Source organism: Nitrosospira sp. TNL200, assembly GCF_055386305.1.
This window is the reverse complement of sequence record NZ_AP041003.1, coordinates 2,438,759-2,454,397: the sequence shown is the minus strand read 5'-3', so window position 1 is coordinate 2,454,397 and position 15,639 is coordinate 2,438,759. Positions and strand designations below refer to the sequence as shown.

Annotated in this window: 17 protein-coding genes, 2 tRNA genes and 1 pseudogene; 8 read left to right on the top strand and 12 right to left on the bottom strand. The window is 52.6% G+C overall.

Going from position 1 to position 15,639, the window contains the following annotated elements; all coding sequences use genetic code 11:
- Positions 1-50 precede the first annotated feature (50 nt).
- From ppsA to ACZ5CE_RS11090, 5 genes are all read left to right on the top strand, one after another.
- Positions 51-2,456, top strand: coding sequence for a phosphoenolpyruvate synthase (gene ppsA, locus ACZ5CE_RS11110; RefSeq protein ID WP_464574977.1), 2,406 nt, complete (start codon positions 51-53; stop codon positions 2,454-2,456).
- 57 nt (positions 2,457-2,513) lie between these two features.
- Positions 2,514-3,128, top strand: coding sequence for an undecaprenyl diphosphate synthase family protein (locus tag ACZ5CE_RS11105; RefSeq protein WP_464574976.1), 615 nt, complete (start codon positions 2,514-2,516; stop codon positions 3,126-3,128).
- A gap of 125 nt (positions 3,129-3,253) precedes the next feature.
- Positions 3,254-3,589 carry a hypothetical protein gene (locus ACZ5CE_RS11100; protein ID WP_464574975.1) on the top strand — a complete coding sequence of 112 codons (336 nt, stop codon included), beginning with the start codon at positions 3,254-3,256 and terminating at the stop codon, positions 3,587-3,589.
- A gap of 674 nt (positions 3,590-4,263) precedes the next feature.
- The gene (locus tag ACZ5CE_RS11095; protein WP_464574973.1) at positions 4,264-4,593 is read left to right on the top strand and encodes a hypothetical protein; all 330 of its coding nucleotides are present in this window, start codon (positions 4,264-4,266) and stop codon (positions 4,591-4,593) included.
- Between the two features lie 456 nt (positions 4,594-5,049).
- Positions 5,050-6,078 (top strand): methyltransferase, encoded by a 1,029-nt coding sequence (locus tag ACZ5CE_RS11090; RefSeq protein ID WP_464574971.1) that lies wholly within the window; start codon positions 5,050-5,052, stop codon positions 6,076-6,078.
- Between the two features lie 21 nt (positions 6,079-6,099).
- Here the strand turns inward: ACZ5CE_RS11090 and ACZ5CE_RS11085 are convergent, their stop codons facing one another.
- From ACZ5CE_RS11085 to ACZ5CE_RS11075, 3 genes are all read right to left on the bottom strand, one after another.
- Entirely contained in the window at positions 6,100-6,516 is a 417-nt protein-coding gene (locus ACZ5CE_RS11085; protein WP_464574970.1) for a hypothetical protein, read from the bottom strand.
- A gap of 379 nt (positions 6,517-6,895) precedes the next feature.
- Positions 6,896-7,225: a BON domain-containing protein gene (locus ACZ5CE_RS11080; RefSeq protein ID WP_464574969.1), complete on the bottom strand. Its 330-nt coding sequence runs from the start codon at positions 7,223-7,225 to the stop codon at positions 6,896-6,898.
- Positions 7,226-7,541: 316 nt separating this feature from the next.
- Positions 7,542-7,679 carry a hypothetical protein gene (locus tag ACZ5CE_RS11075; protein ID WP_464574968.1) on the bottom strand — a complete coding sequence of 46 codons (138 nt, stop codon included), beginning with the start codon at positions 7,677-7,679 and terminating at the stop codon, positions 7,542-7,544.
- A 131-nt stretch (positions 7,680-7,810) separates the two neighbouring features.
- Between ACZ5CE_RS11075 and ACZ5CE_RS11070 the strand changes: the two genes are divergently transcribed.
- A complete protein-coding gene (locus tag ACZ5CE_RS11070; RefSeq protein ID WP_464574967.1) occupies positions 7,811-7,960 on the top strand; it encodes a hypothetical protein in 150 nt (49 codons plus the stop codon).
- A gap of 48 nt (positions 7,961-8,008) precedes the next feature.
- Positions 8,009-8,197, top strand: a complete 189-nt coding sequence (locus ACZ5CE_RS11065; RefSeq protein WP_464574966.1) for a hypothetical protein — start codon at positions 8,009-8,011, stop codon at positions 8,195-8,197.
- Positions 8,198-8,535: 338 nt separating this feature from the next.
- Here the strand turns inward: ACZ5CE_RS11065 and ACZ5CE_RS11060 are convergent, their stop codons facing one another.
- The 7 genes and pseudogenes from ACZ5CE_RS11060 to ACZ5CE_RS11030 form a co-directional block, all read right to left on the bottom strand.
- Positions 8,536-8,883: a YegP family protein gene (locus ACZ5CE_RS11060; RefSeq protein WP_464574965.1), complete on the bottom strand. Its 348-nt coding sequence runs from the start codon at positions 8,881-8,883 to the stop codon at positions 8,536-8,538.
- A 386-nt stretch (positions 8,884-9,269) separates the two neighbouring features.
- Entirely contained in the window at positions 9,270-9,764 is a 495-nt protein-coding gene (locus ACZ5CE_RS11055; protein ID WP_464574964.1) for a hypothetical protein, read from the bottom strand.
- Between the two features lie 124 nt (positions 9,765-9,888).
- The gene (locus tag ACZ5CE_RS11050; protein WP_464574963.1) at positions 9,889-10,548 is read right to left on the bottom strand and encodes an IS630 family transposase; all 660 of its coding nucleotides are present in this window, start codon (positions 10,546-10,548) and stop codon (positions 9,889-9,891) included.
- Positions 10,548-10,991: a helix-turn-helix domain-containing protein gene (locus tag ACZ5CE_RS11045; protein ID WP_464574962.1), complete on the bottom strand. Its 444-nt coding sequence runs from the start codon at positions 10,989-10,991 to the stop codon at positions 10,548-10,550. Before ACZ5CE_RS11045 ends, ACZ5CE_RS11050 begins: the two co-directional genes overlap by 1 nt.
- A gap of 83 nt (positions 10,992-11,074) precedes the next feature.
- Positions 11,075-11,838, bottom strand: a pseudogene (locus ACZ5CE_RS11040) (IS5 family transposase).
- Positions 11,839-12,079: 241 nt separating this feature from the next.
- Complete coding sequence (locus ACZ5CE_RS11035; RefSeq protein ID WP_464574961.1) at positions 12,080-13,117, bottom strand: hypothetical protein; 1,038 nt, start codon at positions 13,115-13,117, stop codon at positions 12,080-12,082.
- A 269-nt stretch (positions 13,118-13,386) separates the two neighbouring features.
- A complete protein-coding gene (locus tag ACZ5CE_RS11030) occupies positions 13,387-14,118 on the bottom strand; it encodes a hypothetical protein (protein ID WP_464574960.1) in 732 nt (243 codons plus the stop codon).
- 99 nt (positions 14,119-14,217) lie between these two features.
- Here ACZ5CE_RS11030 and ACZ5CE_RS11025 point away from each other — a divergent pair.
- A protein-coding gene (locus tag ACZ5CE_RS11025) for an IS5 family transposase (protein ID WP_464574959.1) occupies positions 14,218-15,200 on the top strand; the annotation gives its coding sequence in 2 pieces (ribosomal slippage) (positions 14,218-15,124 and positions 15,124-15,200; 984 coding nt in all).
- Between the two features lie 169 nt (positions 15,201-15,369).
- Here ACZ5CE_RS11025 and ACZ5CE_RS11020 read toward each other — a convergent pair.
- Together ACZ5CE_RS11020 and ACZ5CE_RS11015 are read right to left on the bottom strand one after the other, a co-directional pair.
- Positions 15,370-15,451, bottom strand: a tRNA-Lys gene (locus ACZ5CE_RS11020).
- Positions 15,452-15,511: 60 nt separating this feature from the next.
- Positions 15,512-15,587: transfer RNA gene (locus ACZ5CE_RS11015), tRNA-Thr, on the bottom strand.
- Between the last annotated feature and the right edge of the window lie 52 nt (positions 15,588-15,639).

The window sequence follows — 15,639 nt, the reverse complement described above, 5'->3', positions numbered from 1 at the left end:
GGACCGCGTGAAATAGAAGCAGGGAGCGACTTGGGCGCAACGGAGCAGAAATGGGTGATACGCAATACGTCATGAACTTCCGGGAGCTGCGCATCGCCGATGTGGGAATCGTTGGCGGCAAGAACGCATCGCTGGGAGAAATGATCAGCCAGTTGACTCAGGCAGGGGTTCGTGTCCCTGACGGATTTGCCACCACGGCCGATGCCTATCGCGATTTCCTGGGCCATGCCGGGCTAGGGCAGCGGATCGAAACGCTGCTGCACGGCCTGGATACGGAAGATATCGAGGCGCTGGCGGCAACCGGGTCGCAAATTCGCGGCTGGATCGTGGAAACTCCCTTGCCGCCCCGGCTGGAACGGGAATTATCCGCCGCTTACGGCAAGATGGTCAAAGAAGCTGGAGATCCGGAGCTTTCCCTGGCGGTACGGTCTTCCGCCACGGCGGAAGACCTGGCAAACGCATCATTTGCGGGGCAGCAGGAAACCTTCCTCAATGTCCGGGGGTTGGAAGATTTGCTGAAAGCGGTCAGGAAGGTTTTTGCTTCCCTCTACAACGACCGCGCCATATCCTATCGCGTCCATCAGGGTTTCACGCATTCCGAGGTGGCGCTTTCCGCGGGAATCCAGCGCATGGTGCGAAGCGACGTGGGCGCTTCCGGGGTGATGTTTACCCTGGATACGGAGTCGGGCTTCGACCAGGTGGTGTTGATTACGTCTTCCTACGGCCTTGGCGAAACAGTCGTGCAGGGAGCGGTGAACCCGGATGAATTCTACGTCTACAAGCCGGCGCTAAGGCAGGGAAAGCCCGCAATCCTGCGGCGCAGCCTTGGCTCCAAACTCATCAAGATGCAATTTGCCGCCCGCTACGAGGGTGGCCGGCCGGTGGAAACGGTGGAAGTAGGGGAAGCCGAGCGGTTACGGTTTTCCATCACGGATGACGACGTGGAGGAACTGGCCCGGCAGGCCCTTGCCATAGAGCGGCATTATGCGCGGCCGATGGATATAGAGTGGGGCAAGGATGGGGTGGATGGCGAGATATATATCTTGCAGGCGCGGCCCGAAACGGTCCAGGCGCTGGCCGCGGTGGAAACCTTGCGGCGCTATCGGCTGAAGACGAAATCCAGGGTAATCGTTTCCGGCCGGGCCATCGGCCAGAAGATCGGCGCAGGCCCGGTGCGCCTGATCCTCGATGCAAATGAAATGTCCCGCGTGCGGGAGGGGGATGTGCTGGTGACCGACATGACCGATCCCGATTGGGAGCCGGTAATGAAACGGGCCTCTGCTATCGTTACCAACCGCGGGGGGCGGACCTGCCATGCTGCCATCATTGCCCGTGAACTGGGCATTCCGGCGGTGGTGGGCTGCGGCAACGCCACAACCTTGCTTTCCGAAAGCCAGGGTGTCACCGTTTCCTGCGTGGACGGGGATACCGGGAAGGTTCACGAAGGAATCCAGGAATTCGAGGTGATCGACCTCGAGCTGGGGAGCATGCCGAAGCCGCCGGTACAGATCTCGATGAACGTGGGAAATCCCGAGCTGGCATTCAGCTTTCAGCGCATACCCAATCACGGGATAGGCCTTGCCCGGCTGGAATTCATCATCGCGCGCGCCATCGGGTTGCACCCCAAGGCCGCACTGGACTATCCCAATCTCGCATCGCCGCTCAAGCAGCAGGTGGAACGGCAAATGGCGGGTTATGGCGATCCCGTGAACTTTTACGTGGAGAAATTGACCGAGGGGATCGCAACCCTCGGAGCAGCTTTTTTTCCCAAACCTGTCATCGTCCGCATGTCGGATTTCAAGTCCAACGAGTATTCCAGTCTCATAGGGGGGCAACAGTACGAACCCAGGGAAGAAAACCCCATGCTGGGTTTCCGCGGCGCTTCCCGCTACGTGGCTGACAGCTTCAGGGAGTGTTTCGGACTGGAATGCCGCGCCTTCAAGCATGCTCGGGACGAAATAGGGTTGACCAATCTCGAGGTCATGATCCCCTTTGTGAGAACCCTTGAAGAGGCAAAGCAGGTGGTGGAGCTGCTCGAAGTCCATGGCCTCAAGCGTGGTGAGAATGGCTTGAGGCTGATCATGATGTGCGAAATTCCTTCGAATGCCCTGCTGGCGGATCGGTTCCTGGAATATTTCGACGGCTTTTCCATCGGCTCCAACGATCTTACCCAGCTCACCCTCGGGCTGGATCGTGATTCCAGCCTGGTAGCGGAATCATTCGATGAACGCGATCCCGCGGTAAGGGCCTTGCTGCAGATGGCAATCCAGGCATGCCGCAAGGCAAAAAAGTACATCGGAATCTGCGGCCAGGGTCCGTCGGATCACCCTGATCTGGCAGCGTGGCTCGTCAAGGAAGGCATCGAAACCCTGTCGCTCAACCCCGACGCAGTGGTGGAAACCTGGCTCCAGCTCGCAGGGGAGGACACGGTACCGGAAGACGCCAGGCCGCTATAGCTTCCGGATTTTTCATGCTGTCAGGCATTGCGGGCGGCGCTTGGACAAGGATCGGCAATGGCGAAAAATACTGTTCCGCGTCACATTGGCTTCATCCCCGATGGTAATCGCCGCTGGGCCCAGGCTCGGGGCCTTCCAAAGCAGGCCGGGTATGCGGAAGGTATCGAGCCCGGCCTGTCCCTGTATGAGATATGCAAGGAACGAGGTATCGTGGAGACTTCCATTTACTGCTTCACTCAGGACAACACCAAGCGTCCCACTACCCAGAAAATCGCCTTTACCGCTGCTTCCATCGAATTCGCTTTCGAGATTGCCCGCCGCGGCGCCGCCCTGCTCGTTGTCGGAGATGAAACTTCCGCACAGTTTCCCAAGGGGCTGAAGGTATTTCGCGAACGCCAGGGTACGGGCATGAAGGTGAATCTGCTCATAAACTATGGCTGGGAATGGGATCTCGGAGGTCTCGGGAACGGTGGCTTGCGATCCCGGGAAATCTCCCGGCTGGATATGATCGTGAGATGGGGCGGAGGACGCCGCCTGAGTGGTTTTCTGCCGGTGCAATCGGTATACGCGGATTTTTATGTCCGGGATGAGTATTGGCCGGATTTCGAACCGCAGCATTTTGACAGCGCTCTGTCCTGGTTCAGAAGGCAGGACCGGACATTTGGCGGCTGAGGAATCCCTGAGCAAGTCCTCGCTGAGCGCGTTGCCGATATTGTGTGATGTCGTACAGTAAAGCCAGCCGGCGAAGCGTAATCTTTTATCACAGCAATATTGCTGAGCAGATAAAAGGAGATGTCATGAGATACGAATCCATATTGAACAGCAAAGCGGCGAGATCCTTTCTCGGCGCCGTCTTTCTAGGCCTGGGTATTGCCGGCGCGGTTCATGCGCAGATCAACACGCCCGGGCAGGGCGATTCGATGCAAAGGCCGATGGATTCCATGCAACCCCCCGTCACTCCGGGCAGGCCTTTCGCTAAAGGCACCACTCGCGGGGAAGAAGCGGAAAGAAAAAATCGTTTTGATAGAAACCAGGAAGAAGCCAACAGAGGGCACAAGCTGGACAGCGGTTCCGGCTATGGCAGCGGGCAGGGTGGCGAATCCAGCTCGGGCAGTTCCGGTGGCGGATATTGAGGCCAGTTTCTTTCCGTAGCCGTTCGACGCTTTCAATCTCTGTGGGTTTGATTTTCCGCCCATCGGGGTAAAGGCTGGCTGAGGGTGGCGGATTATAAGAGCGCGGTCAATACCCCGTTGCTTGCGGCGGGGTGCTTGATTGCATACATCTGAAAGGTAAGGCTCAGCCCCGGCGAACTGCCATTCCCGGCAACTCCTGATAGATCGTGGTGAATTTTGATACCACGGTTTTCCTGCTTTCTGCAAAATCTGGTCCTGTTGCTGCCCAAATGATTTATTCCGGCAGATTGCAGGTTTATTATTAGAAACCTGCTTAACCTCATGCCCATCGTCCAAAACAAGGGTGATTTCCCCGGCAAGTAGTCGCTCTTTTATTTATTCTGCCACTTTTTTTCATTCCTTTTATTTCACAAATTAATCACATCTATGTGACATCTTCTTCACAGGCAATATGGCAGTCTTCACATCGTGGGTATCAGATTGTACAAAAACCATTCGACCCATTTAGCAGGCGAAAATGTATGGGGAAATCCTGCCGAATCACGCGTTGAGCCGGTTTTATAAGGTCTTTTCTGGGTGCCCGGATTAAAAGGAGGAACGCTGTGAGACAATCGCTTTTTCACGTTTTGATGGTTTGCCTGTTTCTCCCTCTGCTTTGGATAATCGCAATTTCGTTGAACAAGTTCGGCTTCCCCTTGATGGAGCAATTCGAGGATAGGTCAGCAAAATTCTTCATCATATTTCCCTATATTCTTCTTACCATGGTGGCGTTGTACGGTGCCGGGAAGGCAGCGGCGCGCTTGTCCGGAATCCTGTCGCGCAAGTATGGGAAGCCCGAGGAAAACACCGTTGCAGCGGATACGCAGTGGGACGAACTGCTTGACCCGCAGGCCATTGAGCGGAACCGTTCCATTTTCATGAAGAATGTCGATAACTGGCTGAGGAACAGCATGCTCGCGAGAGTTATTTTTGGCCTTGTGATAGGCGCAGTCCTGGTCATGTAAAAGCAACTGCGCATAGCTCTTTGTCCACCGGGCGATTCCAGCCCGGTGACTGATCCGGATGCGGTGTGGGGGCGCAAAAAACGCGGGTTCGTTTTCTCCGCTGTTATTCTCTCATCATAAACCAGAGATCAGATACGCTTTATTTTCCGCAATTGCTTGCATCTCCTTGGTATCCGTTTCTTCCCTCGCTGATTTTCTTTCTCCCGGTAACTGAAGGCGAGTGGCCGCTGAGCCCGCGCCATATAGGGGATAGGGTTGCTTGGATTGATAGTCCGTCCATTGATTCTGTCTTCTCGCCGATGCGATTCTGACTCAGTCCTGTAAAATGGACTGTTGATCAATGAGCTATCGATATTCCCGCAAAGCTGGATAAAAGCGAATTTATGCCCGGGGAAGGGCGAGCCGGCTGACAGGCGTCCTGCTTGCTGTCACCTTTATCAAAGGTCTGGAGGAATCATGGTTGAAGAGAAAAATCCTTCCCGTATTCTGGAGATGGGCTTTGGTTTCTGGCCATCCAAGGTGCTGCTTACAGCCGTGAAAATAGCGCTTTTTACCAGGCTTGGAGATCGATCGATGACAGGTGATGTGCTCGGCAGGGAGCTTGATCTTCATCCACGGGGGATTTGGGATTTTCTGGATACCCTGGTGGCGCTCGGCTTCCTGGAACGGAGTGGAGTGGGTCAGGATGCGCTTTATTCAAACACCGCCGAAACAGGTTCGTTTCTCGACAAGAATAAACCGGGTTACATCGGTGGCATTCTGGAGATGGCCAATGACCGCCTGTACCGGTTCTGGAATGACCTCGAAATGGCGCTCAAAACTGGCCAGCCGCAGAATGAAATCAAGCACAGTCAGAAATCCATGTTCGAGACGCTTTATGAAGACCTGCCCCGGCTTGAGCAATTCATGGGAGCAATGAGGGGAATATCGCTTGGCAACTTCCAGATTTTTGCGCAAAAGTTCGAATTTTCGCGCTATCAGTCGCTTTGCGACGTGGGAGGGGCAACAGGATTGCTGTCAACCCTGGTGACAAAACAACATCCTCACATGCGCTGCACGAGCTTCGATTTGCCCGTGGTGGAGCCGATCGCGCGAAAATATATTGCAGAAGCGGGATTAGCGGATCAAATCAACGTGGTATCCGGCGATTTCCTGAAAGATCCCCTGCCAAAGGCCGACATGATTACCATGGGGATGATCCTGCATGACTGGAACCTGGAAAAGAAGAAACACCTTATTCGCCTCGCCTATGAAGCGCTGCCGGAAAATGGCGTTTTCGTGGCAATAGAAAATATCATCGATGACGACCGGCGCACCAACGCCTTTGGCTTGATGATGTCCCTGAACATGCTGGTGGAATTCGGAGATGCATTTGATTTTACCGGGGCGGATTTCTGGGAATGGTGCAGGGAAGCCGGGTTCAAACGATACGAAATCATGCATCTGGCCGGGCCTTGCAGCGCGGCAATCGCGTACAAGAGTTAGCTCAGATTAATCTCCGGCGGCTTATTTCTGCCGCCTGTCACCCTGGCGACGTTCCGTATTTCCTTTTCCGGATTCCTGGTTTGCATCTTCTTGTGAACCGGTCGGCTTGCAAATATTGGAGACGATTTGCAACGCCTTTTGGTGAACGGAATCGAGCGATTTACTGGAGGTGTCGCCTGCGGCAAGCGTTTGCAGGAGGCTGGCAAGTTCTTTCCGCGTATGAGGGGGCAGTGCTGCGACCAGCGCCTCAAGAAGCTGGTGAGATTGCTGCAACTGTTCCAGGGGAGGTTCCAGAATTTTGCCTGCTTCTGAAATTGCCCTGTCCTCGTTCGGCTTCATAGATGTTGTTTTCCTGCGGAAGTAGGAAGTAGCTTGGGATATCGGAGAAAGGCGCGCCTTCCAGCCGATATAATGCATCAATGCCCAGGGAATATACAACAGGAAGATGCTTCAGAAGTGCCCGGCGGATGAACGGGCAGGTTGCACAGAGAGGGACAACTGGCAATTGATCCGGCAATAGTTATTGCTATGCTGGCTCAAGTTCACCGCATCTCGTCGGAGCATATGCACTTTACGTCGCAGCGTCAAATCCTTCTTCAAGGCCTCAACGCAATCCGAGAAAACTCAATACCGCAAGAAGGATAACGATAAAGCCAACCCACCAGATAATGCTGTTCATATCAAACTCCTCCGGTTAAGTGAACCACAACCCTATTGTTCCCTTTAACGCTTCCGGGCTCTGTACGGAAAAGCACATAAAGCATGGCAGGAAGCGGATGAAGTGCGCTGTTGTCAGCCATCCGGTTCCCGCATTTCGCTAGTCGTCTTTCTTGATCTTTATATGATTCTTGACCGACCTTACTCCTTCGGTTGCATGCGCAATCGAATGCGCTTTTTCCGCTTCCTCTTTCGTCCGGGCGGTGCCGCTTAGGTACACGATTCCGTTCGCGTCAGTGTCGACGTGTATATGCGCAAGGCTGGCAAGTTTTTCATCCGCGAGTTTGGCTTTTATCTTGGCGGTTATGACAGAGTCCTTGACGAAGATCTTCGGGTGCGAGCGGTCGGCGTCGGAATCCTCCGTATGGCCGAGAATCGGCGTCATTAAAAGGCTCGCCGCCAGACACGCTGTTGCCACTTTGATTTTCATGATCTATGCTCCATTTATAAGGTGAACCCAGATATTCTCATTTTTCACTCAAGCACGTCTGTACGCCAGCATACAAACACGTCGGAGGGCCATCATGAGAATGAGATTGGTGATGCCAGGTTGGAAGCTTCCGGGGAAGAGGGAAGCCACGTAGCGGAAGAGACAAGCGCACATGATCGATATCGATGCTGTGGCAATGGAGGCACAGCTACGGGATTTACGCGGGAACAGCGCCCGGCCGGTTGACGTTACAGTAGATATCGATGACTCGCAACGGCGTTTTTCACTGCTGCTGAAAAAGGGGTCGGGTCCCGAGTCAAGCCTTCATATCGACCTTGATGAAGTCGGGGTGCGCAGCCTTCTCGATAGCCGCCATGGACTTGCTGATTTCGCCACCTATGTCGTGGCTGGCGCTCGCAGGTACGCTGTTGTGCTGGAGGAGCGCCCGAACCATCGCAGTGTCTTACTCATGTCACTGCGCAGGAACTCGATGCCGGGCTCGCGGAGCAGGATGTCACTTTACTGCGCTTGCGCAGTTATATTGAAGATGGGCAGCGGCTATTGCCGCCGTCGCGGAAAAATCCAGTGTCGGCAAGGTGGTGGTATGCCGACATCGACGCTGACACGGTAGCCAGGCAACTGGATCGCCACAATGCCTATCCTATCGATCTCGATGCCACCTGCGGCGAGCAGGGGATCCGCTTTATGATGGTAATGTATCGCGACAAGCTTTGATCCTGCGGGTGGCTTCAGACCGTTATCAATCATCATACAGGGAGCTGAATGGACATCTGGCCGAAGAATTACGACACATTGAAGGTCCTGCATATGGATGATGAAATCAGCACCGAAGAAACCGTGCGAATCACCATAGAACTGTTGAATCCCAGTAGCTCAGAGACGGTTGAAATCGATAGGGAAGAGGGTGAAAAGATTATTGAGCACTTGAAACGGGTTTTTTCCATTGAGTGACCCGCATCCGACAGTTGCAGCGGCCGTACGTTTATCGATGGCCGATCTTTTTCTCTGGTGCGTTTGGCGTTGTGATGTGCCGCGATAAGTCTTGCCCTGTTCCAGGGTGGTGAATCATAAATTCATGGCAAAAAAACCCATCATTCCGGACAACGCGCCGCGGGGAGCCGGAATCCAGAACTTTTTCAAGCTATAGGATTTCCGCCTTCGCCTTCGCGGGAAGGCCCCAGATATTTATTCGACGTGTTTCCAGCTCAGAATGCCAGGAGTTTCCAGTAGAAACCTTCATCTCGGAAGTCCTACAGTTTAATCTGCAGTCCTCGTTGGCGGGGCACCGGTTATTTTTCGCCTGACTCTATAGTATCGACTATGGAGGCGTCCGGTGCATTTTTCTTGACCGATTCTATTCCACCATCCCGAGCTTTTTCGGTCTCATAGGATTCACTGGTACCGATTACCTGGTTGTTGCCCGATTTAAGATTGAATCTGTATTTGCCGCTCTCGGTGGTTTTGCGCTCATAGCGCGCATCGTCCGGGGCGTTCTTTTTTACAGATTCCACTCCGTTCATGCACCCGGATTTCGCTTTGTACCCTTCGCCTGCGAGAATGGTCTGGCCGTTACCTGCCTTGAGCCTGAACCGGAATTCCCCAGCCTTATCTTTATAGATCTCGAATTTCCCAGTCATTTTGAAATCCCCTCAATTCGTTATTCGTTTTGTCATGAGATCAGGAAAAGCGCTACCAAGTCCTACTCCGCCCAAGCATCAGATTGGGAAGGAATTGGAGCAGACTTCTTTTCCCCCGGGCTTGACAGGATCGTGCTGGTTTTGCATAACCTGGGTTATGAACGCGGCAGAAACGATTGTCTGGGAAGCCTTCATGGGTTTTTCTTCTGTTTTAATGGGACGGGTATAGTGAAAAAGGGGCTGACCCCATTGTTTCTGGTACTCCATGCGAGCCCGAAACGCCTTCGATACCCTCCAACTTGCCAAACGTCGCGCCATTTTTCCAGGGCTTCAACCGAAGCATCATAGTTGTGAATTCGGCAAATTATCTATGTATGGATAAGATCTTAATCCACTAATGGAATAGCGGAAGCGAGTTCGAAGCGAGTGATAGCCCGTATCTTACTCTCGATTTGCAAGTAACGTGCAACTTTCGCTCCCGGCAGGATTTTGCTGAGCTTGGGCACATACGACTGTTTCAGCTTAACTTCCGCCATTTCGACGCCGATTGCTTTTTCAATCAGTTTCTTTGCCGTTGAGTCGGGCACTGGGCCCTTGTTATAAGCTACAGAATACTCGTCAATTACCTTCGCCAAACGCTTGTCGATCGCACGCATATCCTGCTGATAAGCTTCGTAGACGGGCCAAAACGCCTTCGCTTCTGACTCGGTCAGATTCATGTTATTGGCAACAACAAATTTCTTATCCGCGGTAACTTTTTCCCGCAAGATACCCATGTTGTTTGCCGGTTCACCATCAACCTCAGCGAGTACAGGCAATGGCAGAGACACGGCGAGGATCAATAAAGTAGAGCGCAGCATGCTCGTTATATTATTCTTCATTATTTATCACTCCCATAGAAAATTGAGATGGTTGGTTAAGTTTCGTATGAAAAGATGAGAATACTTTCAAATTTTTCTTCAGCCAATAAATATGTCTAATGATACTAGTATTGAAACATGTTAATTAAGAAACATAATGCCGCGCCATTTTCCTGTCCGCATCCTGCCGGGTAAACGACCATTCGATGCAACGGTGTTCGGCATTGCGACGCCGCTGCCAGGCATCGACTTCGGTGGCGAGCGTGGTTCGATCCGGCAGACGCCGATTCAGACACTGGCGATCCAGGATGCCGATTTCGATTTCAGCCATGTTGAGCCAACTGGCATGTTTCGGCGTGTAGTGGAATACGGCTCGACGCAGCAGCGCGCGGGCTTCCTTGACACCGAGCACCTCCTCGAAGCCCTTGCGGAAATGGGTATTAAGGTTGTCCAGCACCAAATGGACGCGCTGCGCCTTGGCATAGGCCTGCTGGAGCAAGTACTGGACGAAGGTCACGAAGTCGGCTTTGGTGCGGTGGCCGGTGACTTTGACGGTTCGCTGACCACCCTTGGGTTCCACGGCCACGAACAGGTTGCACGTACCGGCACGCACGTATTCATAATCCAGCCGCACGGGTGTTCCGGGGCGCATCGGCAAAGGCGCACGAGAATCCTGGAGCAACTGTTTGCTCTTCTCGTCCACACAGACGACAGGTTCGTCCGGCCGCAACGGGTGAGCATAGAGGTCGAGCAGATCGTACATGCGTTGCCGATACTCCTGCGTCAGTGTGCCGACACACCACATCAGCTTGCGCCACGGCTTGATGCAGTTTTTTTTAGCAACCGGCGGACGGTCTCGCGGCTGATGGGGCCAATCCCCGCCTGCGCTTGCGCGGCCTGCTCCAGCAATTCAAGCGTCCAGCGCTTGGCGCCGGCCGGCGGTTGCGAGCAGGCCAGGGCGGAAATCCTGGCTTCGATGTCCGTATCGTACCGTCGAGGTTTGCCGGGGCGCGGGAGGTCATGCAACGCATGCGCCGCGCCGCCTTCCAGATATGCCGCCCGTGTTCTCCAGATGGCGGTACGACCGATGCCGAGAACCGCCATGATCTGGACTTCCGGTATGCCCTTGTCCAGAGCGAACAAGACGTGTGCCCGATTGACTTCCCGGGCGTGGTGCAAACCGATCGCGCGGTACGACTCAATCAATTCGCGATCCTCGTCGGTAAGATGCAATTCAGTCTGTCGCATGGCCAACTCCTCGTCACAGGATAAGTATGCGACAGCATAGCAAATGTTTCGTTAGTTATGTGTTTAAATACTAGATAGTGTAGTCACGAGATATTTGCCCAGAGAGCGATGCACCTGATTTGCACAGCGGCGAGGAAAGAGGCGGTATTTTTGGCGTATCTTGTGGCGATGCCGCGCCATCTCTTGAGATGGAGGAAAGCGTTTTCGACAAGATGCCGCAATTTATAGAGTTCTTTGTCGTAAAACCTTTGTGCTGTGCGGTTTTTCTTTGAGGGGATCACGGTTTCCATACCCTGTCTCCTTGCCTGTTCAATAATTGCGTTGCTGTCATAGCCGCGATCCGCCAGCAAATAATCCGCATCAAGTCCTTCGATCAGGCGATCAGCCTGCGTGCAATCCGCTGTGGTACCTTGTGTAATAAGAACTCTGACCGGCATACCATGCGCATCCACGGCCAGATGTATCTTGGTGTTGAGCCCCCTTTTGTGCGGCTCATATCCTGATTTCCGCCTTTGGCCCCGGCGGCATGGGGATGAACCTTGCAATGGCTGGCGTCAATCATAAGCCATTCGTAATCCGGATCGTCAATCAGGGCTTCCAGTAATCCTTCCCAGACGCCCTTGTCGCGCCAGCGGATAAAGCGGCGGTGCGTATTGCTCCAATCCCCGTAATCCGGCGGCAAATCCCGCCACGGTGCGCCTGTGCGCATAATCCAGAAAACAGCATTGATGAACTGGCGGTTATCTCTAGCTATGCCTCCCCAAACACCTTGGCGGCCAGGCAAATGGGTCTCAAGCAGCGCCCATACTTCGTCTGATATGTCATGCCTGCGGTGTGAATGTGTCATATGCGATCCTTTCATCTTTATAAGAATCTCATATCTCTCATCTCGTGACTACATTATTTAGTTCGATAAACTTTCAATGAGTGTATCATCGATCACACCGGTAACATGAATGCCTTCGAAAGATCGATAAGATTTGCTGCGGAGTCGGAACTCGAAGCAGCTTGAAGGATCGGTGGGGAAACCCCGCTTTTTCGGGATCGATCTGCGAGGGATGAGTCTTAACAAAATAGAAATCCAGTGTTTATTGGATTAATAAGAAGTCATGCGAAAAATCACTAACTAGCTGGCTACATTTCATATCGCGAAAATTGAGTCCATGGTCACCAATATAGATTACACGATTGTCACTCGGATCTTTTGGACCAAAACGATGAGAAATCGTAGTTACTCTGCTACTTGATATTCCCTGGCAGGTTGCGAACACTTTACGGTCTCTAATGTACTGCTCAGGTTCGAGTAATTCCATATTTTTTTCTTGGAATGCAAAACCTAGGAACACTAGCCGAAGGGCAGTTTTCATGTGCCGGCGTATGGCGACGATGTCGCTCGAATCTTTGTCGGTTCCTTCCGTGAAAGTTTTTATCTGTTTTGCAAGTATTGGAAGATTAGTTGGATGAGGGATTTCGCCAAACGAATTCGGGGACTCCTTACTTAAGTAAGGCAACGATCCCACACACCCGTATGGATGATATATTTCAATTCCTTTAATAATGTCTGCTGCTTCAGCGCCGTCAATTCCGTAGTAGCTCCGTAGAGAATGGTAAATAAAATGTTCCACACAGCGATCGTAATTGAAAATTATTAAAGCTATTGACGAGAAACGCTGCCTTAAATTTTCCTTGTGGCATCCTTCCGTCAGCAACTGCATAAACCCATTGAACCAAGTTTTTTCCAGGTCTCCCTTGAATGACAGCATGGAGTGCGGATCTTTTAAATATAGCAGGCTCCGGAATTCTGCCTTAAGAATCGAATACGCAATCGCGAGCTTTCCGCAAAACACAATCGCTTTGTTATCACTGTGGACATGGAGAAAGTTATCAATGGAGATAGACTGAGGCATTGCCCGTCGGATATGTTCGCAAGCGTCATGAAGCTCGTTCCAACTAAAAAGCTCCGGGAAATGGAGTGTTGTAGCAAATCGGAAAACCTCCCATATATGGTCCTCTCCGCCTCTTTTCTCTCCACGAAGGGAGTCCGCGATTATGTGCTTTAGCTCGGAACCCACAGGGAGACCTACTTCATTGCTGGCGCCGGCGCCAATCACAAATACTGTTTTCATCTATATTGATGAGGTTTAAAGGAGTTGGGCTTTATCCATAAAAAGCTGAGTGTGCAACGTATGAGCCGGTCAGCGCAATACAGCCAAACGAAAGAGGATAATTACCGGTCCGGGTGGCGGTAGACGTGCGGACGGTTCGAGCAATCGGGCGCGCGGCGCTACTATGCTTCAGCCCTGGGGGTTGACACCAGGGGGCGGGGTGATAGTTGTATTTAAGCCGAAACGGGCATGCGTGTACTTTTTTCAAATGTTAGAGCCCATCACGACTGTCATAGTAGTTGGGCTGCCAGCGTCCAGATATTCTCGTAATGCTCGCGTTTGAGCGTTGCCATTTCCCCATCGAGCGGAGCCAGATATGTTGTAGAAGTTTTAACGGCATCTTTAAGCGATTGGCCGGTAACCCAAACCGCCCCGTTATCCACGATTATCACTCTATCGTGCAACTTGGTACTCTGCCGAAGTTGGATTGACGCTTTATATGAGATATTGAAATGATCTACGGCAGCCTTGAGAGCAGGTACATACCTTAGAGACGGTGCCCCTGGTTTTTGCGCCAGGGTCAGCAAATGAATTTGCACCTGCGGGGTTAAATCGGCAACGTAATTGTCAAACGCATGCGCATCCAGATACGGATCTACTATCAGTAGCGAGTGTTCAGCCGTTGATAAAATATCCCGCAAAGCGGTAAAGAAGTCGTACACAGCCCCTGGACCGAAGATCTTGCCCGTGCTATCAGACTTCGGGCAAAACTCTATGTCAATCACGACATCCTGTAAGAGAGTGAAGATTTCAGCGAGCTTCCGCGTACTGAAGATATGGTAAAGCGAACCTATTTGAGACTGCAGCGTATTAGCTTTTTCCTCGTCCCACCGCTTGATTAGCGCAACTGCTTTGCCAAACCATGAACGGTGGGTGGCGGCATCAATGCTGAAACTAGAGTGAAAGCTTGGCGCGGCCAAAATATGAGATTTTAAGGCGGACAGCAAAATTTGCGGTTCCAAGATTTACCTAAGGAAACGCTGATTTAATGCATTTTGACGAACGGAGGCAGTGGATGACATGCGAGAATTGGTGCATTGAAAACAGATAGGCACTTGGCGATGCAAGGGAGTTTTTCTGACCTGGAATACGCGGCGAAGAAGAAGGTGACGCGACGCGACCGATTTCTGGGCGAGATCAATGCTGTGACACCGTGGTTGGCACTGGTGGCCGAGATTGAGCCATTCTACCCCAAGGGCACAGGCCGTGGTCGTCCACCGATTGGCGTGGAACGCATGCTGCGCATGTACATCGCCCAGCAATGCTTTGGTCTTTCGGATGAAGGCATTGAAGATGCCATTTACGACAGTCAGGCTCTCCGGTCCTTTGTCGGGATTGACCTGTTGCGTGAGTCGGCACCGGATGCCACCACCCTGCTCAAGTTCCGTCGCCTGCTTGAAGACAACAAGCTGACCGAGCGCATCTTTGCCGCCATCAATACCTTGCTGGCCGTGAAGGGGTTGATTCTCAAGGAGGGCACCGTCGTCGATGCGACGATCATCGCAGCCCCGTCCTCGACCAAAAACCAGAGTGGCGGGCGTGATCCAGAGATGCACCAAGCCAGGAAAGGCAACCAGTGGCACTTTGGCATGAAGGCCCACATTGGCGTCGATGTCGAGTCTGGCATTACCCATACGCTGGTTACCACGCCAGCCAATACCCATGACGTTACCCAAGCCCATGCGCTGTTGCATGGGAATGAGAAGGTTGTCTTTGGCGACGCTGGCTATCAGGGTGTCGAGAAACGGGAAGAGAACCTGAATACCGAAGTTCAATGGGAAGTAGCGATGCGCCCCGGCAAGCGCAAGACGTTGCCGGATACTCCAATTGGCCGCCTGAAGGAGCAGATCGAGCAGATCAAGGCGAGTGTGCGGGCCAAGGTCGAGCATCCCTTCCACATCGTCAAGAACCTCTTCGGCATGAAGAAGGTGCGCTATCGCGGACTGGCCAAAAACACGGCACAGCTTTAACCCTCTTCGGATTGGCGAATCTGCTGATCGCCAAGCGGCGACGGTTTGCACTCGACGCCCAAGGTGCGTCCTGAAATAGGCGAAACGATGAAATTCGCGGGAAAACAGGGCAAATGCCGCCCAAAAACAGGAGCAGAGCAGGCATTTCCTGCCCGCGTCGATGTAAATGATGAATGAGTGCCGCCTGCTCGTGCCATCTTCGATCAAATGATGATTTGTTCAGCGCTTCCCTAAAATAAAAGATGGTGCCGCATGCCCGTATCGAATGGACGATCTACCGCTTAAAAGGCGGTTGTTCTACGGTGCGGAACCGCAAAAATGTTGCCTTAGTGGTTGCCTAAACTCCTACCCACATTCCATTATATCAGCTAAGTCATTGTTTTATTGGTGCCGACAGAAGGATTCGAACCCTCGACCTTCTGATTACAAATCAGCTGCTCTACCAACTGAGCTATGCCGGCGCGGGAGCAATTATAGAGACTGGGAAGCGGAGGAGCAAACTTCCGGGACTGA

Coding starts and splice junctions, on each gene's coding strand:
- ACZ5CE_RS11065 (WP_464574966.1), top strand. CDS start 8,009: ATGGACATCTGGCCGAAGAATTACGACACATTGAAGGTCCTGCATATG.
- ACZ5CE_RS11035 (WP_464574961.1), bottom strand. CDS start 13,117: ATGAAAACAGTATTTGTGATTGGCGCCGGCGCCAGCAATGAAGTAGGT.
- ppsA (WP_464574977.1), top strand. CDS start 51: ATGGGTGATACGCAATACGTCATGAACTTCCGGGAGCTGCGCATCGCC.
- ACZ5CE_RS11045 (WP_464574962.1), bottom strand. CDS start 10,991: ATGCGACAGACTGAATTGCATCTTACCGACGAGGATCGCGAATTGATT.
- ACZ5CE_RS11090 (WP_464574971.1), top strand. CDS start 5,050: ATGGTTGAAGAGAAAAATCCTTCCCGTATTCTGGAGATGGGCTTTGGT.
- ACZ5CE_RS11060 (WP_464574965.1), bottom strand. CDS start 8,883: ATGACTGGGAAATTCGAGATCTATAAAGATAAGGCTGGGGAATTCCGG.
- ACZ5CE_RS11105 (WP_464574976.1), top strand. CDS start 2,514: ATGGCGAAAAATACTGTTCCGCGTCACATTGGCTTCATCCCCGATGGT.
- ACZ5CE_RS11100 (WP_464574975.1), top strand. CDS start 3,254: ATGAGATACGAATCCATATTGAACAGCAAAGCGGCGAGATCCTTTCTC.
- ACZ5CE_RS11075 (WP_464574968.1), bottom strand. CDS start 7,679: ATGGTTCGGGCGCTCCTCCAGCACAACAGCGTACCTGCGAGCGCCAGC.
- ACZ5CE_RS11050 (WP_464574963.1), bottom strand. CDS start 10,548: ATGTGGTGTGTCGGCACACTGACGCAGGAGTATCGGCAACGCATGTAC.
- ACZ5CE_RS11080 (WP_464574969.1), bottom strand. CDS start 7,225: ATGAAAATCAAAGTGGCAACAGCGTGTCTGGCGGCGAGCCTTTTAATG.
- ACZ5CE_RS11055 (WP_464574964.1), bottom strand. CDS start 9,764: ATGAAGAATAATATAACGAGCATGCTGCGCTCTACTTTATTGATCCTC.